This window comes from Paramagnetospirillum caucaseum (genome assembly GCF_000342045.1).
In the GTDB taxonomy this organism is placed as follows: domain Bacteria; phylum Pseudomonadota; class Alphaproteobacteria; order Rhodospirillales; family Magnetospirillaceae; genus Phaeospirillum; species Phaeospirillum caucaseum.
This window is the reverse complement of sequence record NZ_AONQ01000025.1, coordinates 1-22,223: the sequence shown is the minus strand read 5'-3', so window position 1 is coordinate 22,223 and position 22,223 is coordinate 1. Positions and strand designations below refer to the sequence as shown.

27 protein-coding genes and 1 pseudogene are annotated in these 22,223 nt (G+C 63.4%); 11 read left to right on the top strand and 17 right to left on the bottom strand.

Features of this window, described 5'->3' with window-relative positions; genetic code table 11:
* Position 1: 1 nt before the first annotated feature.
* From H261_RS10780 to H261_RS10760, 5 genes are all read right to left on the bottom strand, one after another.
* Positions 2-871, bottom strand: a complete 870-nt coding sequence (locus H261_RS10780) for a phosphoadenosine phosphosulfate reductase domain-containing protein (protein ID WP_008617342.1) — start codon at positions 869-871, stop codon at positions 2-4.
* Positions 868-2,451, bottom strand: a complete 1,584-nt coding sequence (locus tag H261_RS10775; protein WP_052004220.1) for a DNA cytosine methyltransferase — start codon at positions 2,449-2,451, stop codon at positions 868-870. Before H261_RS10775 ends, H261_RS10780 begins: the two co-directional genes overlap by 4 nt.
* A 343-nt stretch (positions 2,452-2,794) precedes the next feature.
* Entirely contained in the window at positions 2,795-3,283 is a 489-nt protein-coding gene (locus H261_RS10770) for a DUF6362 family protein (protein ID WP_008617340.1), read from the bottom strand.
* The gene (locus H261_RS10765) at positions 3,276-3,467 is read right to left on the bottom strand and encodes a hypothetical protein (RefSeq protein ID WP_008617339.1); all 192 of its coding nucleotides are present in this window, start codon (positions 3,465-3,467) and stop codon (positions 3,276-3,278) included. Before H261_RS10765 ends, H261_RS10770 begins: the two co-directional genes overlap by 8 nt.
* On the bottom strand, positions 3,464-3,931 hold the full coding sequence (locus H261_RS10760; protein WP_008617337.1) for a crossover junction endodeoxyribonuclease RuvC: 468 nt from the start codon (positions 3,929-3,931) through the stop codon (positions 3,464-3,466). The genes H261_RS10765 and H261_RS10760 overlap by 4 nt, the downstream gene beginning before the upstream one ends.
* A gap of 513 nt (positions 3,932-4,444) precedes the next feature.
* On the opposite strand from H261_RS10760, the gene H261_RS24815 reads away from it, so the two are divergent.
* Positions 4,445-4,723, top strand: coding sequence for a YozE family protein (locus H261_RS24815; RefSeq protein WP_008617330.1), 279 nt, complete (start codon positions 4,445-4,447; stop codon positions 4,721-4,723).
* A gap of 3 nt (positions 4,724-4,726) precedes the next feature.
* On the opposite strand, the gene H261_RS23315 is transcribed toward H261_RS24815, so the two are convergent.
* The 10 genes from H261_RS23315 to H261_RS10700 form a co-directional block, all read right to left on the bottom strand.
* A complete protein-coding gene (locus tag H261_RS23315) occupies positions 4,727-7,753 on the bottom strand; it encodes a DUF927 domain-containing protein (RefSeq protein WP_081608901.1) in 3,027 nt (1,008 codons plus the stop codon).
* Positions 7,750-9,054: an ATP-dependent DNA helicase gene (locus tag H261_RS10745; protein ID WP_008617326.1), complete on the bottom strand. Its 1,305-nt coding sequence runs from the start codon at positions 9,052-9,054 to the stop codon at positions 7,750-7,752. Before H261_RS10745 ends, H261_RS23315 begins: the two co-directional genes overlap by 4 nt.
* Before the next feature lie 17 nt (positions 9,055-9,071).
* On the bottom strand, positions 9,072-9,710 hold the full coding sequence (locus tag H261_RS24810; protein WP_152426824.1) for a hypothetical protein: 639 nt from the start codon (positions 9,708-9,710) through the stop codon (positions 9,072-9,074).
* Positions 9,707-10,504, bottom strand: a complete 798-nt coding sequence (locus H261_RS10730) for a hypothetical protein (protein ID WP_008617320.1) — start codon at positions 10,502-10,504, stop codon at positions 9,707-9,709. Before H261_RS10730 ends, H261_RS24810 begins: the two co-directional genes overlap by 4 nt.
* An 8-nt stretch (positions 10,505-10,512) precedes the next feature.
* Positions 10,513-10,740, bottom strand: a complete 228-nt coding sequence (locus H261_RS26045; protein WP_235062913.1) for a DUF6511 domain-containing protein — start codon at positions 10,738-10,740, stop codon at positions 10,513-10,515.
* Between the two features lie 140 nt (positions 10,741-10,880).
* The gene (locus tag H261_RS10720) at positions 10,881-11,108 is read right to left on the bottom strand and encodes a hypothetical protein (RefSeq protein ID WP_008617285.1); all 228 of its coding nucleotides are present in this window, start codon (positions 11,106-11,108) and stop codon (positions 10,881-10,883) included.
* A gap of 37 nt (positions 11,109-11,145) precedes the next feature.
* Positions 11,146-11,895: a hypothetical protein gene (locus H261_RS10715; RefSeq protein WP_008617276.1), complete on the bottom strand. Its 750-nt coding sequence runs from the start codon at positions 11,893-11,895 to the stop codon at positions 11,146-11,148.
* Positions 11,896-11,912: 17 nt separating this feature from the next.
* On the bottom strand, positions 11,913-12,749 hold the full coding sequence (locus H261_RS10710; protein WP_008617274.1) for an ATP-binding protein: 837 nt from the start codon (positions 12,747-12,749) through the stop codon (positions 11,913-11,915).
* A 99-nt stretch (positions 12,750-12,848) separates the two neighbouring features.
* Complete coding sequence (locus H261_RS10705) at positions 12,849-13,328, bottom strand: hypothetical protein (protein ID WP_008617272.1); 480 nt, start codon at positions 13,326-13,328, stop codon at positions 12,849-12,851.
* Complete coding sequence (locus H261_RS10700) at positions 13,325-13,588, bottom strand: hypothetical protein (protein WP_008617270.1); 264 nt, start codon at positions 13,586-13,588, stop codon at positions 13,325-13,327. The genes H261_RS10705 and H261_RS10700 overlap by 4 nt, the downstream gene beginning before the upstream one ends.
* 97 nt (positions 13,589-13,685) lie before the next feature.
* Here H261_RS10700 and H261_RS10695 point away from each other — a divergent pair, with 97 nt between their 5' ends.
* From H261_RS10695 to H261_RS25430, 7 genes are all read left to right on the top strand, one after another.
* Positions 13,686-14,357 carry a S24 family peptidase gene (locus H261_RS10695; protein WP_008617259.1) on the top strand — a complete coding sequence of 224 codons (672 nt, stop codon included), beginning with the start codon at positions 13,686-13,688 and terminating at the stop codon, positions 14,355-14,357.
* 72 nt (positions 14,358-14,429) lie between these two features.
* A complete protein-coding gene (locus tag H261_RS10690; RefSeq protein ID WP_008617251.1) occupies positions 14,430-14,633 on the top strand; it encodes a hypothetical protein in 204 nt (67 codons plus the stop codon).
* On the top strand, positions 14,630-15,079 hold the full coding sequence (locus H261_RS10685) for a DUF2924 domain-containing protein (RefSeq protein ID WP_008617249.1): 450 nt from the start codon (positions 14,630-14,632) through the stop codon (positions 15,077-15,079). Before H261_RS10690 ends, H261_RS10685 begins: the two co-directional genes overlap by 4 nt.
* Positions 15,076-16,416 carry a recombinase family protein gene (locus H261_RS10680; RefSeq protein ID WP_008617247.1) on the top strand — a complete coding sequence of 447 codons (1,341 nt, stop codon included), beginning with the start codon at positions 15,076-15,078 and terminating at the stop codon, positions 16,414-16,416. The genes H261_RS10685 and H261_RS10680 overlap by 4 nt, the downstream gene beginning before the upstream one ends.
* Positions 16,413-16,817, top strand: a complete 405-nt coding sequence (locus H261_RS10675) for a hypothetical protein (RefSeq protein ID WP_008617245.1) — start codon at positions 16,413-16,415, stop codon at positions 16,815-16,817. The genes H261_RS10680 and H261_RS10675 overlap by 4 nt, the downstream gene beginning before the upstream one ends.
* A 94-nt stretch (positions 16,818-16,911) precedes the next feature.
* Positions 16,912-17,157 carry a hypothetical protein gene (locus tag H261_RS10670; RefSeq protein WP_008615258.1) on the top strand — a complete coding sequence of 82 codons (246 nt, stop codon included), beginning with the start codon at positions 16,912-16,914 and terminating at the stop codon, positions 17,155-17,157.
* Positions 17,158-17,282: 125 nt separating this feature from the next.
* A complete protein-coding gene (locus H261_RS25430; protein WP_024080711.1) occupies positions 17,283-17,450 on the top strand; it encodes a hypothetical protein in 168 nt (55 codons plus the stop codon).
* Positions 17,451-17,813: 363 nt separating this feature from the next.
* Here the strand turns inward: H261_RS25430 and H261_RS10665 are convergent, their stop codons facing one another.
* Positions 17,814-18,242: an organic hydroperoxide resistance protein gene (locus tag H261_RS10665; RefSeq protein WP_040476234.1), complete on the bottom strand. Its 429-nt coding sequence runs from the start codon at positions 18,240-18,242 to the stop codon at positions 17,814-17,816.
* Positions 18,243-18,435: 193 nt separating this feature from the next.
* On the opposite strand from H261_RS10665, the gene H261_RS24805 reads away from it, so the two are divergent.
* Positions 18,436-19,797 (top strand): DcaP family trimeric outer membrane transporter, encoded by a 1,362-nt coding sequence (locus tag H261_RS24805; protein ID WP_152426822.1) that lies wholly within the window; start codon positions 18,436-18,438, stop codon positions 19,795-19,797.
* A 5-nt stretch (positions 19,798-19,802) separates the two neighbouring features.
* Entirely contained in the window at positions 19,803-21,203 is a 1,401-nt protein-coding gene (locus H261_RS10655; protein WP_008617241.1) for a diguanylate cyclase, read from the top strand.
* A 158-nt stretch (positions 21,204-21,361) separates the two neighbouring features.
* Here H261_RS10655 and H261_RS26040 read toward each other — a convergent pair.
* Positions 21,362-21,826 (bottom strand): annotated as a pseudogene (locus H261_RS26040) (diguanylate cyclase domain-containing protein).
* Between H261_RS26040 and H261_RS10645 the strand changes: the two are divergent.
* Positions 21,716-22,223 (top strand): response regulator (locus H261_RS10645; protein WP_235062912.1); only part of this gene is annotated, 508 nt, incomplete at its 3' end. The pseudogene H261_RS26040 and the gene H261_RS10645 overlap by 111 nt on opposite strands.

Sequence of the window (22,223 nt, the reverse complement as noted above, 5' to 3'; positions counted from 1 at the left end):
ATCAGTCCGTGCAGTCGCAGGGCAGGCAGTCATCGGATGGGCCGCCCTCGAAATCCCGCTGGCGGCGGACGAAATTGAGCAGTTCGCGGTAGCTGGGCCGGTCGGCGCGGAACAGCGCCATTTCCGGTTTGGTCAGGGTGCCGAGCGCCGGAGCATTACGCTCCTGGTCGATCCACCATTTGGCCCGGTCGGGGAACAGCCGCATGATCCCCTTGATGGTCACGGCCCCTTTCATGAAGCAGAGGTCGCAATTGCCCAGCGGCGTCTTGCCGTTGTTGTCGGGCAAGCCGAGATCGAAGGGCTGGCGCTTCCAGAACGCCGACACGTCGCGGCGATTCACCTTGGCGGCGTCGAGCGGCAGCACCGTCTCGAAGCGTTCCTTGTCGGCTTCGTTCATGGCCTTCTGGCGGGCAACCCGGCGCGGTTCGTCATGGCGCAGGCCGACCACATTGACCCATTCCTCGTAGCCCATGATGTCGCGCATGAAGGCGATGCCGCGCTTGACCTTGAGGTAATGGGTGCAGAGCCGCATGGTCGGATTGGGCAGAAAGCCCCGGACCCGGATCACCTTGGCGAAGGGCTCGCCATCACGCGACGCGCTGTTGTAGCCCACCACGCTGGTGTCAAACGGCTCGGCGGGATCGAATTCCAGCCAGGTTATGGCGACCTGCCAGCGCACCGAGCATTCGTGGACGAAGCGCAGCGTCTGCTCGAACTCGCGGCCGGTGTTGAAGAACACCACATGGATGTCGGCGGGCAGTTGGCCGTCATAGGCGTCCAGGATCTGGCGCAGCATGAACCCCGAAGTCCGCCCGCCCGAGAACGACACCAGCGCCGGGCCGTCGAGGCGATAGGGATTGCGGGCCATCATCGAGTCCCGGCGGCCTGGATGCGGCGCCCCAGCCAATTCATGACGGTGGTGGCCATGGAATTCCCCAGGCCCCGATACCGGGGGCCATCGGGGCACCGATCCGCCGGCTTACCGCGCCAAGGGATGCCGGTGTAATCGTCGGGAAAGCCTTGCAGCCGCTCGCATTCGCGGGGAGTCAGGCGGCGCACCGCCATGTCGTGCTGGATCGCCAACTGGCCACCGGCATTCTCCCTGCCTTGGGCATTCATCGCCCGGAGCGTCGGGGTGACGCCATCGGCCTCGACCGTCTGGAACCCAGTGCCGGCCTTGCAGTCGAAAGCGACATAGGTCTGCTGCTTGGTTCCCGGCTCGGCGGCCAGGGCACCGGCAATTGTCAGGTGACGGATCTCGTTCCGTTGATTCTGGGTGAACGCCACGGCGTGCTGCTTGCCCGCCTGCAAGGTGAACATGGGATCGCCATCACAGCCGATGCCGATTCCGGCACGGGGATCGGTGGTGCTGACGCCCGTGCGGGCACCGGCTTCCTGGATCGGAATGGCGATGGTGACCGGCACCAGCGGCGTGCCGCGTCCGGTGCCGTCTTCCGAGGCGTCGAAGCCCTCGCCGCGAAGCGAATGGGCGATCAGCGTGTCGGTGCAATCGCTATCGACGCCACGGGACATATCGCGAGCGCGCAATGTGGTGGCAACGAAGGTCTCGGACTCGAAATCCATCCGGCCACTGGCGGAATGGCAGGCATTGAGCGCGGTGGCCACCTCGATGGGACCGGAGGTGTTGTTGCCGCCGAAGGCCTCGGCGATTAGTCCGCCGTCGATGTCGAAATCGGTACCGAGCCCGCCACCGCCGCGAGTGCGTGCGCTAATTGTCGGGGCAATGCCTTGCCCCGCTTCTCGGCTCGGCGGATGATCCCGGCGCACGCCTTGGCGCTCAAAAAGTACCGCGACGGGATCGGCCCGGTCTCGAGGACCTGCCACAACGAACACACGGCGGCGGCGTTGGGCCAAGCCGAAATATTGGGCGTCGAGCACCCGCCACGCGACTGTGCGCGTGGGTCCAAAGACAACACCAGCGTCCGTCCATTTGCCCCCTGGCGGGACAACCGGACCATCTTCGCCGGCCAGTCCGCCCAGAAGGCATCCGAAGGCGTTGTCGCGGGTGGACAGGACGCCGGGGACGTTCTCCCAAACAATCCAAGCTGGGTCGATGGCATCGGCGAGTTCCACGAATGTGAGGGCAAGGTTGCCGCGCGCATCGTCGAGCGACTTGCGCAGGCCCGCCACCGAGAACGCCTGACAGGGCGTGCCGCCCACCAGCACGTCGATCTTGCCCCGCCAGGCCCGACCGTCGATGGCGGTCATGTCGCCCAGGTTGGGAACATAGGGGTAATGGTGGGCCAGCACGGCGGACGGGAAGGGTTCGATCTCGGCGAAGAAGGCAGGCCGCCAGCCCAGCGGCTCCCACGCCACCGTCGCCGCCTCGATCCCGCTGCACACGCTGCCATAGACCAGCCCTTCGGCGGCCAAGGCGCACGACATCGCGCCGATGGCCGGTGGGACCGGCTCGGGAAGAGCAAGCTGCATGGAGGTGGAAACCTGGGCTGGTGGAAACTGGAAACCGACAGGTGGAAACCCGGTCAGGTTTCCAGGGTGGTTTCCGCCCCGGCTTCCAGGTCGCCCGGAAACGCGAAAGGCGCGCTGGCCATGGCCTTGCGCGCCTCACGGGGTGGAAACTGGAAACCTAAGTGGAAACCCAGAATTTTCGGCTGTCGCTAGCGATATTCGGCGCTGATGCCCCCCGCATAGCGAAAGGTGCCGGGGAGGAACCAATTCTCCACGGTACGGTGTTCTAATCTTTCGCCCGCTCTGGGCGGCGGATCATTTAGTGATCGTCGCCGCCGCCCGTTCCGCGAGCCTGGACTTACATCTATCCCAAACTGGCCATCACTGTCGCGCCCTGCGATGTATCGATACACTTTTCGCTTTCCTCCGCCGCCTTGGTGCGGGCGATCAGATCGACCTTGGAAATGTGACGAGGGATGCGCTTGCCGTTCAGCTTCCAGGCCATGACGCACAGCGCGAACAGCCAGTGCCGGTGAGCGGTCGCCCGCGTCATGCCGACCTGCCAGCAGATCACTTTCCATGGCGCGTTGGTGGCCCGCAGCCAGATGATCTTGGCGTCGGTGGGATCGAGGTGGCGTAACCAGGGCAAGGCTTCGTCCATGCGGGTGATGGCGGCGGCGGAGGGTGGCGGACGGCGCAGCTTCACCTCGGTGGATTCCAAGCATTCCTGCACATAGGGTGGCCAGGTGCTGGCGTGCCCCTGGATTCTGGTTTCGGGAAGTCGACGCAGGGTGTCGGCGGCTTCGGCAAGGCGGTCTTCGACCAGGGAAGGCGTCCAATGGATCTCAGCCATAGGACACCTCCGGGCGCGGACCATACAGCTTGGCGCCCAACTGGCGGATCAGTTCCCGCTCGGGCCAGGACAGGCGCTGGTCGTCTTCGGCAATGACCAGGACGCCACGTTCCTGCCAGCCGTCCCGCTTGACCTGCTCAGGATCGCGGCGGGTGCCACCGTAACCGGGAGGGTGCCAGTTCATCGCACTCCTCCATCGGTGTCGATGGCCCAGGTCAGGATGGCCAGGGCGTCGGCCTCGTTGTCGTCCTCGGGATTGAAGCCGCGCGCCTGCATGGCGGAGATCACCATGTCCTTGCTGGCATTGCCCTTGCCGGTGGCGTGGCGCTTGATGGTGCCGACCGGAACGCCCTGATAGGGGATGTGCTTGAGTTCGCACCAAGCGGTGAGATGGGCGAGGAATCCGCCATAGATGTGTGCGGCGTCGGTGCCGGCGTGGCGGCGTACTTCTTCGAAATAGACCGTGCCGATGCCCTTGGCACCGGCTTCGAGGTGGTCCAGCCAGGATCGGAAGCGCAGGAAGCGTATTCCTCCGCCCTCGAATCGGCCGGGGCGGAACTCCATGGTGCCGGAGACAATGACACCGTCGGCAAGGCGTATGGCCCATCCGGCGGTCGATCCCAAATCAAGGGCAAGAATGGTGGTCATGGTGAAGGCTCACAAGATCGGTGGGCCTTCGGCTTTGGTCAGGGCGGAGTCTACGAGGGGCGATTCTCAGGCGCAATCGGAATCGTTCTCGGGTTATGGATGCCAGATGATTGCGCTTATTGCGAGTGGGCCACCCAGTGGGCCACCAATTTTCCAAGGTGGCCCACAGTTTTGTTATTTAAAAACAATAGATTGAAAGAGAGTGGGCCACTGTGGGCCACCTTTTCTCCAAAAACATAAGCTCGCCACGCGACTTCGAAAATTTTTTCTGAGCCATCGTGCCGCTGAATTTTTTTATCCCGATCCCTCTACATCGTGCTGAACAGGTGGCCCAAGTGGCCCACAGTGGCCCACAACCAGATCATTGCATTGATTTTCCTGGAGAAATTAGTGGGCCACCGGGTGCTTTTCAGGTGGCCCACTGATCGACAAAAGTGGCCACTGGTGGCCCAACGGCGGTGCCTGTGGCCCAGGTCGCACACAGCCAATGAGAACTTTCGGGGAACACGGAGATTGATCGCGGTATCGGACACGATTATCGTGGGCCACCTGATCATGTACAGGTGGCCCATGACGTTCCGGGAATACATCGCGCAAAGACGCTGCGGGGATAATCCCCAGGGCGATTTCGTCGGAGATGCTCGGCGCGACCGAAATTTCCCCGACGTGCAGTCGTGGCCGGGCCTGAAGCTCTATCTGGTGAGGAGGGGTGCCTGCGAGGAGGCCATCGCTGCAGCGCAGATCGTCTGGCAGGGATATCGTGCCGCCCTGCGACGGCAGGCAGGGGCCTGAGCCTTATAGGTCGTCGTCTTCGCCGACCCAACGAGGGCTGCGACCGAGTTCGGAACGTTTCAGCGCATAGGCGTCGAGGCGACCGATGCCCGGCACGAAGCGGACGATGGCCCGCTTATCGTTGTGGCGGCGCGACAGCATGTCGCGGTCGGCCAGGATTTTACTGATCTGCACCGCTTTGAGAGTCTCGCCCGCTGCCTCACGCAGACGGTGAGCGGGGATGTAAATGGCGTCGTGGTCATACCATGCCACGGCTTCGCGGTTATTGGCCTTGCGGTCGAAGCTGAGTTCGCCCGCATCGACCGCCTTGATGGTAACGTCCCAGCGTTCGGCGATCCAGGCCCGCAGCATTGAGACGACCTGTTCCCCAGGCTCCAGCGCCTCGGCATCCGAGGATTTCTGGAAGCGGCTCCATGCCCAGCGCACAGGGGTTTCGATGTCGATGAAGGTCGGCAGCAACCCGAATTCCTGGGCCAGTTGACCCGCGACCAGTGGCAGGGCCAGACAGGTGGCGGCACGGATGCGGGCGGAATCGGTGGTGTCGCCCGCCAACTTGCGGGCCTCGGCCAGAATGCGGTCCCGCAGCGTGTCGGGGGACTGGTGCAGACCGGTGGCGATGAGCCGCTCGACGAAAGCCGGTCCCGCGTGGCCATGGTTTTCGTCGATCCCGGCAATTGCTCGCAGCGTGGTGGCTGGAACGGCGCGATCCACGTCAGTGACGTCCACGTCGACAATGCGCACCGCCATGCCGGCGATCCAGGCACCGCCATCGGCCCGCACCTTTTCCTCCAGGGAGCATTCGCTGGACAGCAGGGCATAGGTCGACCAGGCATAGCGTTGCTTGAGCATGGCGCCTGCCGTCATGCGCGCCTTACCCTGGCCGCCGGCAATGGCATAGATCAGCTTGGCGATGGTGCGGCCATCGACATGGGCCAGTTCGTCCAGAGCGAGGACGGTGCCGCTGGCTCCTTGCGCGATGACTTCCACGGCATTCTCGGTCGATCGCATGGATTGCAGCAGCCCGGCACCGATTCCGGTGGAGGTCCAGGCGGAGACCGCCAACTTCTGCGCCGTCGTCTTGCCGCTGGACGACAGGCCGCTGAGATTGAGGCCGCAACTGTCCAGACCGGCCAGCGACTGCACCACGCCCGAGAACCCAGCCAGGACGCCGAGCAGGAAATGCGGACAGCCCTGGACTAAAGCAGCTGCCGCCACCGCCGCCTTCCAGCCGTCGAGGCTGCCGCGGACGGATTCGGTGCGGGCATTGGCTGCCAATTCCAATGCCGAGGCATCGCCGATGGCCTTTCCTGCCGGAGTAACAAACACTGGATGATCGCGGCCTTCCAGCCGATGCCAGCCAGGACGGCTGACCACCAGGGTCTCTGCCTGGGGATTGACGGCCTTCAGCAGCATGACGGCGACCTGATCGCCGTCGGCACAGGTGCGCAGACCGGCGGCATAAAGGGCGGAGCGGATTTCCTGCGCCCCTTGCTGGGCGATGGCCGAACGGGGAAAGTCCACCACCCGAGAAGTTCCATGCATATCGCGGATGACCATCCGCAAACCGTAGGCGTCGTCCTGGTCGAGATAGCGCAGCCGGAAGGGAATGCCGAACGGGCTGGCAACCGGCTGCCACACGGTTCGGCCATCCTTGCCGCTGCCCATGTTGCGATGGACCATGATCTCGCCGGAACGGGACGCGCGGCACAGACGCAGATCGACACCCTCGGTTCGGGGCAGTGGATAGAGGGTGGCCATCTGCCGTACTTCGTCGTCGAAGCTGACATCGTCGGCCTCGTGATCCGCCGCCGCAGCATCCAGCGTCTTCCGCAGGGCGGCCACCTGTCGCCGCGAGGTGGGGATACCGATGCCGGCCTGCTTTCTGATGGCGGCGAACAGCTTGTCCTGCTGGAAAATCTCCAGGTTGCCGCTGGCGATCTGGGCATAGAGGCGGCCCAGGGCGATGGCATCGCCGTCTTGCAGGCATTCCACCTGCGCCATCAGACTCTCGAAGGTGGGCGGGGCCTCCTCGACAGCGGGCTGCACATTATAATGCGCAACCGCCGCGCCCTTCCCGAGATCGTCGTTGACGTCGTCGCCATGCAGGGGCGCGACGATGGTGGACGGGATGCCGGCCGCGTTGAGCCGCTCGGCCAGGGTGGCGGCAGCTTGCATGCCAGCATCACCGGCATCGGCGAAGATGGTGACGCGCCGGATGCCCTCGGGCCACTGCCAGTCGCGCAGATTGCCCGCCGACAGTGCCGCCCAGGTGGGGATGCCGAAGATGGCCCAGGCCGACAGCGCGGTCTCGATGCCCTCGCCGATGCCGAGATGGCCGTCGGCGGGAATGGGTGACAAGCGGACAGAACCGCCGGCCACCGATCCCAGCATCTTTTTGCCGGGTGGCGCTTTGCCGCTGCCATCGTCGAGCAGGAAGGTGCGGTGGATACCGCCGATGGGGTTGCCGGCACCGTCACGGACAATCCCCACCAGCCCTGGCCAGCCTCGCCGTCCGTCGAAGTCGGGAAGGTCGTCGTGGTACAGCAGATCGGGCGACCGCGGATCGCCGACACCACGGTGGCGGAGATAGATCTCGCCGATGGTGCCGACCAGCGGCCGGACACCGCCGAGGATGCGGGCGATTTCCAGGTCATGCGTCGGCTTGGGCGTCATGGCTCGTTGCGGGGCGGGCAGATCCATGCGGGCCAGCCGGGCGGCTTCCTCGAACAGGTCGCGGTCGGCAAGACCGGTGGCGTGGTGGATTAGATCGATGGGACCGGCGCTCTCGCCGGTGGCATGGTCGAAGCCCCAACCGGCATGGTGACCGCCAAGATGGATGATGCACGAGCCGTCCTTGCGCGGCGAACGCCCCGACAAATCGGCACAGCGCAGCGTCCGGCGATCCGGGGACAGCCGACCTTGAGGAAACAGCCCCGGCAGCCAGTCCGGTGCCGTGGCGGCCAGGCGACCACGAATTTCGGGCAGGTCAAAACGGGCAGGCGGTTGCCAGACGTCATTGAGGTCGATCATGCGAGTATCACCAGCCCCCTTTCTGCACGAGTAATGGCGGTGTATAGCCAGCGGCGGCGGTCCTGCTCTGTGCGGCCCAGGCCATCGTCCCAGACGATGACGTTCTCCCATTGGGAGCCCTGCGCCTTGTGGCAGGTGATCGCCCAACCAAAAGTGGCCTCGGTCAGCTTCTTCTTGTCCCGCCAGTCTCGGTCATGGCGGTGGGGATCAAGGGCGACATGATCCTCGAAGTGCCCCTTGTAGAGCATCAGTCGCCCCGGCTTGCCATCCTTGGCTGGCGGGCCAATGGGAGTGCCGGCCTCGTCGGTAACGGTGGCGGAGAAATAAACGCTGCCCTCGTCGACAATGTCAGCAAGAGTCAGGAACATGCCGTTGATAAGGCCCAGATCATTCTGATTTTTGAGGCAGATCACCTTCTCGTCGGCGCCAGTGGGCAGATACGATCCGCCGAATCCGGCAGCGCGACGGAGCGCGTTGTTCAACTGGAACCGGGTGGTATTGCGGCCGCAGATCACCTGACCACCGCGCAGGGCTTGCTGCGGGGTGACGTCGGCCATCCGCATCTTCCAGGCATGGTCGTCATATTGGCCGAAGCCGATGGGCTGGCCTTCGCGGGCCATGGTGGCGAGACGGATGATTGCGCTCTCGGCGGCCTGGCGGTGGATCTCGGTCAGCATGATGTCGGGGGCCGCCTGGGTAAACGCACCCTCGCCCTTGATCGGCGGCAACTGGCCGGGATCGCCCAGCACCAGGATGGGGCGATCGAAGCTCATCAGGTCGCGGGCCATCTCGTCTCCGACCATGGACACCTCGTCCAAGACGATCAGCTTGGCGCTGGCGGCAGGGCTGTCGGGATTAAGGGCGAAGCGCGGTTTCTTCATGTCGCGTAGCGTCTGGCGCATGGCCTCGATGGCGGCCTCGGCGGCGGTGCGGTCGAAACCGATCAACCCACGGGCATTCAATTCCGCCTGAGTGATGCGCTTTCCTGCTTCCTCGATCTCCTCGTCGGTGGCCTCGATGACGCTGTAGATCAGGCTGTGGATGGTCCGCGCCGGAGTTCCCTTGCGCCGCAGCACCAAGGCGGCCTTGCCGGTGAAGGTGGCGGTGACCACGCCGGGCCTATCCTCGGCATGGGGGCTGAGGCCCAGATCGTCGAGGGCGAATTTCAGCACGGTGGACTTGCCGGTGCCGGCAAAGCCGAACAGCCGGAACACCGGCTGCTCATCGCTGCGATTCTGGAACCAGTCGCGGATGGCAACGATGGCGCGGGCCTGATTATCCGAAGGCGTGATGTCGGTCATCGCGGGCAGGCTCCCGGTTATCTGGGCTGGAAACGCTTCTCGACCTCGGCCAGCCGGTTGGCCAGGGCGCTGGCCTGGGAAACCAGGGAAGTGATGTCGGTCCGCAGTTGCTCGATCTCGGGATCGGTGCGGATCGGGCCATAGGCGGCTTCGCGGATCTGCTCGATCATCTTGCGCGGCAGCTTCAGTTCCTCGGCCACGCGCTGGTCGCTGTAGCCATCCAAGTACATGCCCTTGGCATCGTCGAACACCCCGTCCAGCTTGTGGCGGATGCGCATGCGCTCGTCGGGGGTGGCGGGGCGGACGGCAGGGGTGATGGCGGTCATCGGTGGCTCCATATTGATGATTGGGACAGCGGATTTCGCCGCAGTGGCGGATCGGCAGGCTTTCGGTGCGACGGGCATGGCCGGCTTAATTCTCGCGGGAGGAGCCGCCTTGCAGTCGGGGCAGATGGTGCGGCTGGCGCGGTTCTTGTCGCAGTCCCACCCCTTGGCCTTGGCCCGCCGCTCGACGTTGTCGGCGTGACGATTCGCGGTGAGGGTGAGATCGAGGGTGTCGCCGCATGCGGCGCACCAGATCCGGGCGATGGTGCGGGGGCCGCCAGTCTCGCGAATTTGGAGGATCTCGTAGCTCAAGGGGCGATGTTGCGTCGTCATCGTGCATCTCCCCAGCAGCGGTCCTGCCACGAGCAGGATGAATGCCAGCCGCCTGCCGTCTTGCCGCCGCGGCAGACCACCGAGGTCCGTTCGGCAGCAGCGCGCGGCAGAAATTCCTGGGCGTCGCTGGATTGCACCACCTGGACGGCGCGATCGCTCATGATCTGGGCCAGGGCCGCATCGAACGGCACCAGCTCGCAGTGGATTTCCCAGGTATCCCGGTTGAGCGCGGTGAACAGCGCCGGGGCCGGCAGATCCATATAGGCCTGGTAGAGGGCAAGCTGGGCGGCGTAGACCGGCTTGGACAGCACCACGCCGCGTTTCACCACGTCCTTCCAGGAGGACACGCCCAGCGCCTTGTTCTCCCACAGGGCGGGATAGGCCATGGCCACCGGGCCGCCGACCAGACAGCCATCGATGTGGCCCTTGAAGCGTCCACCCAGCGCCGAGAACCCGAACTGCCGCCCGTCACGGCGTTCCGTGCGCAGATCGAATTCGGCCGCGCGCAGCCACGCCGCCACCACGTCTTCACCGCGGTGTCCGGCTTCGAAGATGCGGAGCGTCTTGGGTTCGAAATCGCGCCCGTCGTCCTTGGGCACGGCGAGATAGTCGTACTGGATCTGGCGCAGGCATTCGCGGCCGATGCCCGACGTGCTGACATACTGGCGGGCGGCCTGCTCTCGATTGCGCACCACCAGCGCCGCATCAATGGCGGCGTTGACCGCCACGGTGATACCGGGATCGCGGTCGGGTTTCTGGTACTGGCAGCCGGAGCCGGTGTTGAGATCGAGCATGGCGGGCCTCAAAATGGAATTTCGTCGTCGAACGGCAGGCCAGAACGTTCCTTGACACCGGCTTGGCGCTGCATGGACTCGACATAGCCGGTCACGGCGGCTTCGATCAGGCGGTCGATATCCTCGGCAGTGCGGTGGTAGAACGGCTCCATCAGGGCCAGCGCCGTCAGTGCCTCGGCGAAGGGACGGCGGGCATCTCGGATGGCCTGGTTTTCTCGGGCGGTCTTGTCGATCATGCCGTTATGGTCCCTTGCGATCTTGGCGCCGGCCTGCTGGCAGCGCATTGAGCAGAAGCGGTGGAACGGGTATTCGTCATGGCGCAGCCGGTGGACATAGCCGAACCCCCTGGCCTCGCGACCGCAGATGGCGCAAAGGTTCAGCCCAGCAAGAGCCGGGTCAGCTCCGGGTGCTGATCGGGCTCCGCCTTGATCCGCTGCGAGGCAAGCACGATGAAGTTGCCGATGGCGTTGGAGGCCATGGCCTCCAACTCCCACATGGCCAGCGCCCTTATGGGCTGGTGCAGTTTTCCTCGGGCTTCGAGCCATTCGCCGATCGCCTTTGCCGCTTGGCGCGTCGTATGCGCCTGCCATTCATCATCGGTCATGGTGGGGCCGCCCGCCCGAGGACGAGCGGCATCTCCCTCAGCCATTGAGCCAAGCCGGGCCGTTGGCCGCCGGCTGCGGTGAGGCCTGCGGCGGGGCCGCCGCCGGGGGCTGCTGAGTCCACGACGCACCACCCTGCTGTTGCGCGCCAGCCGAGGATGAAGGCGCCGGAGCCGCATCGGCCGCCCAGGCGGGGGCGTTCTGCGCCACCGTGCCCGAAGCCGACTTCTGCGGCTTGGCATCAACCGGATCGGGTTCGACCTCTTCGCCCCGCATCACCGCGTCGAATTGCGGCTCTCCTGGCAGCACTACATTAGCCAGCTTGTTCCTGGCGCGGAATTTGGGATCGGAGGGAGGCTCAACCATGATGCGGGCGACGAAGACGATGCCGTCCAATTGTTTCAAGCCCTGGATCACCCGCTTGGCCTTGGCCGCCTCGCTCATATCCTTGGGGTTGAGGCCCAGGGCGCTATCGACCATGGCGCGGAACGATGCCTTCGAGATGTTCCAGCCCTTGCTCTGGCCCTTGTCGTCCAGCTTGCCGCCAGAGACGGTGAAGTTCTGCCAGAACTTGCGGCGCACGAACCGCCCCTCGACCACGGTGAATTCGCAGTCGAGCATTTTGGCGTCGCTGTCGGCCGAGGCCTTGAGCAGGCCGGCATCCATGGGGGCCGAGCCGTTGGTGCCGCCGGGGCGGATGGTCATGCGGATCTTGGCGAAGGTGCCGTCTGGGATCACTTCGCCCTGGGGCATCATCTGGGGTTGGGCGTCGTTGAAGTCGTAGGACATGGGAAATCTCCTCTCGGTCAGGCGGGGATACGGTTGATCTTGGCCAGCAGGGCACCCAGATCGGGCGGCTCGGTCACCTCCAGGCGGCCGGAGCGGTCCTTGGCAGGCAGGCCGTAGGAATTGCCGGAGCGGCAAACGAGGCGGCGCTCGGCGGCCTTCTCGTTCAGTTCCCAGTTGCCGTCGGCGTCGTGGGAGAACAGGTGCATTGAGATGACCTGATCGACGATGCCGGGCAGTTCGCGCCCCGCCTTCGATCCCTCCATCTGCGGCTGCCAGCTGATGGCGTTGAATTCATCGGTGACCTTCTCCAGCACGCCGACGAAGATCACCGTCTTGCCCGGCGCGTGCTGCAGGTGCTTCAGCGCCTGGATGACTTCCCGGCCCAGCAGGCCATAGGCGCCGCGGATATCAGGCTTGCCGGTGCGATCGGAGAAGGCTTCCGGCTGCTGCTTGGCGAAGGCCATGGCCTGGCGAGTTAGGTCGGTGATGGAATCGACGAAGATCACCGGCATGGAGGCGAGGAATTCTTCGACGCCCGATCCGGCATAGAGTGAACGCACATGCTGGTGATGCTGGGCGCTGTAATAGGCGTTGGGATCGGCCGCCGGATCGGGGCCACCGATCAGCACCACCAAGTCCCGGAAGTCGCCGAAGCTGCGCACCGGGATGCTGGCGCCGGACCAGTCCTGGACCGACTTCATGCCCGCCTCCAAGTCGAGGCAGACGGTGTGGGCGGGCGGCAGGGTCTTCAGCAGCGAGGTTTTGCCGACTCCAGGTGGGCCGAAAATGGCCACCGAGGTCTTGTTGGCGGCGGACGACAGGCGCTCGTCGGCGGTGATGATGCGAACGGCCATGGGGAGATTCTCCAATTCAGAGCGGGGACGACGGGGCTTTGACCGGGCGCCGAAGGGATACCTGCCCGCCCTTGCGGTACGGGCTGCCCCGTCGTTGTCTCAGGGGGTGATGGGTTTCAGCACGAAGCTGGGCTTGCCGGTCTTCACCGTGCGGGCGGCCTGGAAGGCAGTTCGGATGTGGGCTGGCCAGGCGGCGTATTTGCGCTCCGGCACCTTGAAGGCGAGATCGACGTATTCGGCCGGATCGTCACCGGCGACGCGGATGCGCTCGACGGTGGCCGCCAGTTGCTCCTGATCCCAGTCCACCTTCTTGGGCAGATCAACCGCCACGGTGACGGCGCCATCATCGAAACGCACCGTGCCGGTGTCCTTGCCCTCCCGACTCCGCAACTCGGCGGCGATGGTGCCGTATTTCCTGTCCAGCGCTCCATCGAGCCGGTCCTTGACGGCCTTGGCACGACGCAGGGACTCGTCGACCTCTTCCTGGAGCATGGCCAGCATATCGGCCGGCAGGGCGGCGACATCACCGACCGGCATGCCGATCAGATCGCCGAGGCTGGGGCGGTTGGGGATTGTCATTGGGCGACCCTCCCGCAACCGGCACTGTCAATGTTGTGCTTTTGTTCGGAAAGGTAATCGCGTAGGCGGACAGCCATGGCGAAGGTCAGGCGGCGGCGCCCCTGCTCGATATGGCGCAGCAGATTGGGATCGTTGACCGCTGCCTTGCAGAACATGGTCGGTGCCGTCCCGGTTGCCGCCAGATAGGAATCCACCTCCTGCTGGACATCGGCGATGAACGAGCTGACGTGGTTGGCGATATTGTCTTTGCTGGTGCCCATGTGGCCCCCCTTCGTATCGGATGGCCGGAGCGTATCAAGCTTGACACAGTTAGGACGAATCCTATTTTATGGAGAAGTACAAATTCGAGGAGCCCCCATGACCGAGACCCTGGCCGACCGCATGCGCGCCCGCATGAAGGAACTTCACATGAAGGCGCTGCACGTCGCCGAGGCTGCCGGCGTCGGACGGTCATTCGTTTACGACATCTTGCGTGGGAGGTCGGCCGACCCATCCAGCGAGAAATTGTCCCGCGTCGCCGCCGTACTGAAAATGTCGGTGGAGGCCCTGGTTTATGGTGAAGGAGCGAGCAATGCCCCCGACGACGACGCCATGCCGGAGCGCGATTACGCAGCGGTGCCGTTCGTCAATGTCGAGGCCGATATGGGCGGCGGCGCTGCCGTCGATGACGAGCCGGAGGGAGCGCCCTGGTACTTTCCACGACATTGGCTGCGCGACATCTTAAGCCTCAAGCCCGCCGGTTTGAGACTGATCCGGGTGCGCGGCGACAGTATGGAGCCGACCTTGATGAGCGGCGACGTGGTGATGATCGACACCACCCAGACCAATCCAAGGCCCACCGGCATCTTCGTCCTGTATGACGGATTTGGTCTGGTGGCCAAGCGGCTGGAGCGCCTCTCCGGCGGCGAATCGCCGACCCTGCGGATCATCTCCGACAATTCCCGCTACAGCCCCTATGAGCGTATAGCCGAGGAAATCCGCATTGCCGGTCGAATCGTCTGGGTCTCGCGACGCCTGTTTGACAATTAGGAATAGTCCGAATACATATCGGCGAGTCATAAGGGAATGATCACTAATCGTTCCTCATTCCCGGTATGCCCCATGTCCATCGCCCTCCATCCCGACCACATGACCGCCGCCGAACGCCTCGACGAAATCGCCGAGATTCTGGCGACCGGGGCCATGCGCCTGATGGCGCGGAAGTCCACTCGTTTATCTGCTGACGCCGGAGACTGTTCCGTCGACTTCACCGCCAACCAGAGCGTCCATGGGTCTGACCGCAATTGCAGGAGACCCCGTAAATGACAACCGCGATCCTTTCCCAGGTGGCCGAATTGCCGACCCTGCCGACGCCCAAGTTGAAGGCGATGTGGCGGGAGCTGACCGGCACCGAGCCGCCGCCCTACAACCGCACCTTCCTGGTCAAGCGACTGGCCTACCGGATCCAGGAACTGGCTTTTGGCGGGTTGTCGGCCCAGGCCGAACGCCGCCTCGACGATCTGGTCGATGAGTTGGACGGCAAGAAGAAGCCCAAACCCAAGGACATGACAGCCCCCATCGTCGGCACCAAGCTGATCCGGGAATGGCAAGGCGTGCTGCAGGAGGTGACCGCACTGGCCGATGGCTTCGAATGGCAGGGCCGCCGCTACCAGAGCCTGTCGGCGGTGGCCCGCGCCATTACCGGCACCCGCTGGAACGGGCCGTTGTTTTTCGGACTTCGGAAACACGGCAAGCTGGAGGCCAGCCGATGAACCCGCCCAAGCCTATCCGCAAGGTCCGCTGCGCCATCTACACCCGCAAGTCCTCGGAAGAGGGGCTGGAGATGGAATTCAACAGCCTCGACGCCCAGCGGGAATCCTGTGATGCCTACATCACCAGCCAGAAGGCCGAGGGCTGGGTCCCGGTTCCCGATCACTATGATGATGGAGGCTTCTCCGGCGGTAACCTGGAACGTCCCGCCCTGAAGCGTCTGCTGGCCGACATCGAGTCCGGGCTGATCGACGTGGTGGTGGTCTACAAGATCGACCGCCTGTCGCGCTCGCTGATGGATTTCTCCAAGCTGGTCGAGGTGTTCGACCGAAACGCCGTCACCTTCGTGTCGGTAACGCAGTCGTTCAACACCACCACGTCCATGGGGCGGTTGACGCTGAACATCCTGCTCAGCTTCGCCCAGTTCGAGCGCGAGGTGATCGGCGAGCGCATCCGCGATAAATTCGCCGCCTCCCGCCGCAAGGGCATGTGGATGGGTGGGGTGCCGCCGCTCGGCTACGACGTCGTCGCCCGCAAGCTGGTGGTCAACCCGCCAGAGGCCGATCTGGTCCGCCACATCTTCGACCGCTTCCTCAAGGTCGGCTCCGCCACCCTGCTGGTGAAGGAACTCAACGCCGCCGGTCACCATACCAAGTCCTGGACCACCCAGGACGGCAAGCACCGCGACGGCGCGCCCATCACCAAGAACTTCCTCTACAAGCTGCTCGACAACCGGGTCTATCTCGGCGAGGCCGTCCACAAGGGCGAAGTCCATGCCGGTGAGCATCCTGCCATCATCGATCGGGCCACCTGGGACAAGGTGATGGCGGTGAAGACCGATAATGCTCCCCGCAAGCGGGCCAACGCGGTGCGATCTTCGACCCCGGCTCCGCTGAAGGGGCTGATCCAATGCGCCCATTGTGGCCGGGCCATGACGCCGAGCCATACCCGCAAGAAGGGGCGGCTGTACCGGTACTATACCTGCATGAAGGCGATCCATTCCGGCCACGAGTCCTGCCCGGTCCGCAGCATTGCCGCCGGTGAGATCGAGGCGGCCGTCATCGGACAGGTCCGGGCATTGTTGCGCGCCCCCGAGATCCGGGCGCGGGCCGAACGGATGGCACCAACCATGGCCCCGGCCGATCTGCACGCCGCCCTCGACCGCTTCGAGGCACTCTGGGACGAGTTGTTCCCGGCCGAGCAGGCCCGCATCCTCCAGCTTCTGGTCGAGAAAGTGTCCATCACCCCCGACGGCGCCGAGGTCCGCCTCCGCGCCGAGGGGTTGGCCAGCGTCATCGCCGACATCACCGCCCAGACTGGCGACAGGAGCGCGGCATGACCGCCGACATCCGGATCGACACCCTGACCATCCGTGTGCCGCTGACTCTGCGGCGATATGGCGGCCGCAAGCTGGTGATCGTGCCTGAGGGCGACGGCGTGCCGGTGCGCGCCAAACCCACCCCCGACGACACGCTGCTGAAGGCGCTGGCCCGTGCCCACCGCTGGAAGCGCATGCTTGAATCCGGGAAGGTGGCATCCCTGAACGAATTGTCCGAAGCCGAGAAGATCAATCCGTCTTACCTGACCCGCATCTACCGCCTGACCTTGCTGGCCCCCGACATCGTCGAAACCATCCTCGATGGACGCCAGCCGCGGACAATCCAGCTTGCCAACCTGATGGACGACATGCCGGTGGAATGGGACCGGCAGCGGGAAAGGTACGGGATCACGGCGCGGTGACCGGGGGCGCGAATCCCGGCGCGACCATGCATATTGACAAAAGAACGAAATAGAAACACCCTGCGGTAGTCGCCCTTGCCGCAGGAATACCGCCATGGCCCTCGAAACCTTGTTCATCTGCCAGCCGTACATCCTCGGCAAAAGGGGTGGACTGAAACCTCAGCCCCCCATTTCCTACAAGACCGAGCCACAGGCCCTGCAACGCGCCAGCCGCATGATGGAGGGTGGCAGCGTTGCCGGCGTGGATGTCGTCCGTCAGACCGCCGACCCTGAAATGGGCGATTACGACGAGCCTGAATTTCTGCAGCGTCTGGGGTCCGTGCCGAAGGCCGAAAACTGAATTGTGCTTGGCCATCCTGGCTTTGTCGGCTGGGTAGTAATTGTGTGCAAATGTTCACGGACGAGCGGGCGGATGCGGTGTAGACATCAGCCGTCGTCAAGAATAGCAGACCTTGGGAGGGGCAAATGCGGGCGCAAGACTTCGGGCTTGATCGGTGGATATGGGAGCCGTCGCTGGACGATCTCCTCGACGATCCAACCATGCATGCCTTTCTGCGGCGGGATCGCCTTTCCGTCGATCATGTGCGGACCCTCGTCAGGGAGGTCAGGCAGCGTCTCGCCCGCGCGGCGTGAAGGCGGCCGGGGTGTAAGCCATGCCCGGCGACCGGCAGATGCGGGCCGTGCAACTGGCCGACCTGATGGACGACATGCCGGTGGAATGGAACCAGCAGCGGGAGATGTTCGGGGTGGCACGTTGAGCTTCTTCCTGGCGTCGGTCTCGAAGTGCCGGACATGATCCACAGTCGGCATGGCAGACGTTGCCGATGACTGGCGGCTGCCGGGGGCACAGCGGCCACCCACCGCGCCCCACCCAACCGGCCCTTTGTGACCCACATAAGACATTTGGCCTCTGCCCAACCGCTCCCCCGATCAGTGAACGTATGGCAGGGCGGTGAGTTGTGTTGCACACCGCCCCACCGCCCGCCTAACTCTGGATTAGGCGAGGATAAGTACGACGTCGATGTTACCGCGAGTGGCGTTGGAATAGGGGCAGACTTGGTGAGCCGCCTCCAACAGTTCCTGGGCGACTTGGCGGTCCATGCCTGGCAGGCTGATAACCAACTGCGCGGAGATGCCGAACCCTTGTGGAATGGGACCGATGGACACGCTGGCGTCGATGGCAGCGTCGGTGGGCACGGGGATCTTCTTACCGCCGGCGACGAACTTGAGCGCCCCCATAAAGCAGGCGGAATAACCGGCGGCGAATAGTTGCTCGGGATTGGTGGCGTCACCGGCGCCGCCCATAGCCTTGGGGGGGCTTAGCTTGACGTTGAGCAGACCGTCATCGCTGACCGAGCGGCCGTCACGGCCGCCGGTTGTGTGGGCCTTCGCGGTATAGAGAATCTTTTCCAACTTCGTCACCATGCTTAGTTCTCCTGGGTTGTGCGGCACATGAGACGTCACCGACAAGGTGACTCTTGCCCTTTAGAGGTATAACAATGAGGGCAGCCGAAAAGATTGTTACATTTTGTTTATATGCCTCCACACCAAAGTATGGCACCTCCTCAAGCGCAAGTGCTGCCTGAGCTATGGGCGGTAGCGGCCATGGGGTGAAAAAATGCGGCTTCTGTCTTTGGCGCAGGTGCGGAAACTCTCCATACTGATGCTTGCAACCGCAATTGGAATTCATGCAGAACCGGTAAAGGCAGACCGAATTTCTGATTTGGAAGATCAGGTTCGGTTGTTGCAGGAATCCCTATCCCGCATCCAGGTACAGCTGCAGGCAGAACGCGGCCAACCTGCCCCTCGCTCCCCGAATACAACAGTCTCCACCGCGACTTCGTCAGCCGCCCAGTCCACCCATCCTACAAACACCGCCGCTCCGGCGTCCCCCGAAGCACAGGAGCAGCCAGCCTGGCCGAAAGGCTACATCCCGGTCCCTGGGACCAGCACCGCCGTCAAGTTTGGAGGAGCTATCCGTGCCGAGGTTTGGGATGACGTTCAATCGACCCAGGGAGGACGAACGGACGACGCCACCGCCATCCCGGCCCGCGGCACTGCGAAAGCAAACCGCAATGGCGCTCTGAACGGATCCATTTCGGGTTCGCGGTTTAATTTCGGGACGTTGAGCCACACCGAAATCGGTGACATGAAATCGTTCCTTGAATTCGATCTGGGGACAGATGCTTCGCCCACATTCAGGCTTCGTCATGCGTATATCGCCAATGCCGATTGGCTGGCCGGGCAGACCTGGTCAACTTTCATGGACATGGACAGCCTGCCGGACCTGCTATCGGCGGGGGGATCGGTCGGTTACAGCTGGCTGCGCCGTCCCCAGGTTCGATATTCCATTCAGACCGGCGATCGGGACAAATTGGACATGGCCGCCGAAGTGCCGACGTCCGACTATTCCGCCCCTTCGGCGATCAATACCGCTCCGGATCTTGTGCTCAAATACACGGCCGGGCAATCTTGGGGGCATTATGCGCTTGGCGGCATGGTCCGCTATCTGCGGTCAGACACCGGGACTGGCGACAAGGCCGACCAGATCGTCTGGGGCTTTCTCGGCGGCGTGAGTATCAAGACCTTCGGTGACGACATCCTGACCCTTCAGACGGTGGATGGAACCGGCGTGGGAGGCGCCCTCAACCAGGGGACCGGGCTTTCCGCAGCCGTAGTCAACAGGTCGTTTCAGACCTTCGATGCCTTTGGCGGTTCCTTGGCTTACAAGCATTATTGGAATCCGAAGCTGCGCTCGACCCTAGCGGTCGGCTATGACCAATTTGCCAACGCCAGCCGGAATATCGGCACCAATGGCTTGGGCATTCGCAGCCTGGCTTCGGTCCATGGCAATATCGTCTACAGCCCAATCGCCCCCATGGATGTCGGCATCGAATATGGCTACGAGGCATTCACCGCCAGCCCAACCGGAACCGGAACCGCCTCGCGGGTGCTGGGCGTGGTGAAATACGGATACTGACGCCCATGCGCTCGCTCTCGTCCATCACCTGGCTTGTGGTCTGGCTGCTTTGCACGGCAGCGTGGTCGGCGGGGGCTGCCGAGTTGACCGATAGCGACCGCGCCTATGCGGCTTCGCTGGGAAAGGTGAGTTTTTGCGTTGATCCGGACTGGGAGCCATTCGAGATTATTTCACCGGCAGGGCAGCATCAAGGCATCGCTGCCGACCTACTTCGACTGGTGACCGGCCGGGCGGGGTTGAGCCTGGAGTTGGTGCCGACCACGGATTGGGATGAAAGCATCGCCACCTCCAAAGCCGGTCAGTGCACCTTGCTGAGTTTTCTCAACCAGACTCCGAAGCGGGACGAGTGGCTCTTGTTCACCGATCCCCTGTTCACCGACAGCAACGTCTTCATCACCCGCGAGGAACATCCTTTCATCATTGATCCGGCGATCCTGAGCGGGGAAAGCATCGCCCTGCCTAGCGGCACCTCGATGGAAGAACGTATCCGTCGGGACTATCCAAATCTGCGCGTAATCATCACTGACAGTGAGAAGTCGGCCATCGATATGGTCTCGACGAGGCAGGCATCGATGACCCTGCGCTCGCTGATTGTCGCGGCCTACACCATCCGGAAGGAAGGGCTATTCAATCTCAAAATTGCCGGCCAGATGCCAAATTACTCAAACAATCTGCGTATCGGCGTCCTCCGCGACCAGCCGAGGCTGCGCGATATCCTGAACAAGGCCATCGCCACGATCACCCCCACCGAACGGGGCCAGATCATCAACCAGCACGTCGCAATTCAAGTCCAGACCGGCATTGACTATGCCCTGACCATCAAGATTGCACTGGGCCTGATCGCCGTCCTGGCAATAGTGGCCTATTGGGGATGGCGGATGCGCAAGCTGAGCCAGGAACTGGACCGGCTCTCCCAGACCGACAACCTGACCAACCTGCCCAACCGGACCCGATTGAACCTGCAGTTTCCCATCGAATTAGCCAGGGCCCGCCGCCTGGGGCAGGGGCTGTCGCTGATCATGATCGACGTCGATCATTTCAAACGGATAAACGATGAATTCGGGCATCTGGTCGGAGACAAGGTCCTGATCGCCATGTCGGATCTCGTTCGCCGCTCGGTGCGAGCCATCGACCTGCCTGCCCGCTGGGGTGGCGAGGAACTTGTGGTACTATGCCCAGATTCCCACCTAGATCAGGCCCTGATCCTTGCTGAACGTATCCGCCAGGCGGTGCGCGATCATGACTTCGACACTGGCCGGCGACAGACTGTCAGCATAGGTGTCGCTACCCTCGGACCATCTGACGATATCGACCAATTGCTGAACCGCGCGGATCAGGCCCTCTACATAGGCAAGAGCAGCGGTCGCGACCGGGTCTGCTCGGAAGCTGACCTGACAGGCACCTGATCCGCCGTCGCTGGAACAAGAGACCGCTCATGGCACAACGGGAGCGCAGAAACCGTTCTCGCCGAATGGCGGGTATATGGGGGCAAGCGGTCAGCCTCAGCACCGGGGCCAACCTGCCGAGGCTGAGCCAATTCTGTCAATGGGCGGGACAGGAATACTCAGAGGCTGGCGCCCGCAGCCGTCGCGTTGCTGAACCCGCCTCGTCCATTAGCCTTTGCGGCGTACATTGCCTTGTCCGCCTGTTGGATCAAGGTGTCGGGATCGGTGCCGTCGCCTGGAAATACCGCCACGCCGATGCTGGCGCCAATTTCGATTTGTTGATCCTCGATCGTGTAGGGCAGGCCGATAGCGGTAATGATGTTGTCGGCGACCATGGCGGTGGACTCCGGGGATGAGACTGCTTCAAGCACCACCAGAAACTAGTCGCCGCCAAGCCGGGCGACAACATCCGAACCTCTAACACAAGATTTCAGGCGGACGGCGACCTCAACCAGGAGCCGATCGCCGATTTGGTGCCCAAGAGTGTCGTTGACGGGTTTGAAGTGGTCCAAATCGACGAACAACACTGCCAGCTGCCGCCGCTCCTCCGAGGCTTTCTCAATTATCCGTTCAAGTTTGTGAATGAGGTGGCGGCGGTTGGGCAGGTCTGTCAGCGGATCAAAATTGGCCTCGCGGCTAATGCCCAGATGAGAGAACTGATCCATATGGTTTTAGGGGCTCTCGGCATTACGGAGATCGTCTCGGCTGCCAATGGTGCCGAGGCCATTTCCGCCCTCCAGGCTGGCGGGGCAGACATCGTCTTCATGGACTGGCAGATGGATGTAATGGACGGACTGGAATGCACCCGTCGAATCCGAGCAGGTGTAGACGGGATCGATCCGAAAACGGTTATCGTTCTGGTAACTGGGATGGTCGGTGAGAAGAATGCCGAGACGGCTTATGCTGCGGGAGTCGATCTATTTCTCGAGAAGCCAGTCTCCGTGAAAATTCTGCACACTGGCGTGGAGAAGGTGCTTGGCT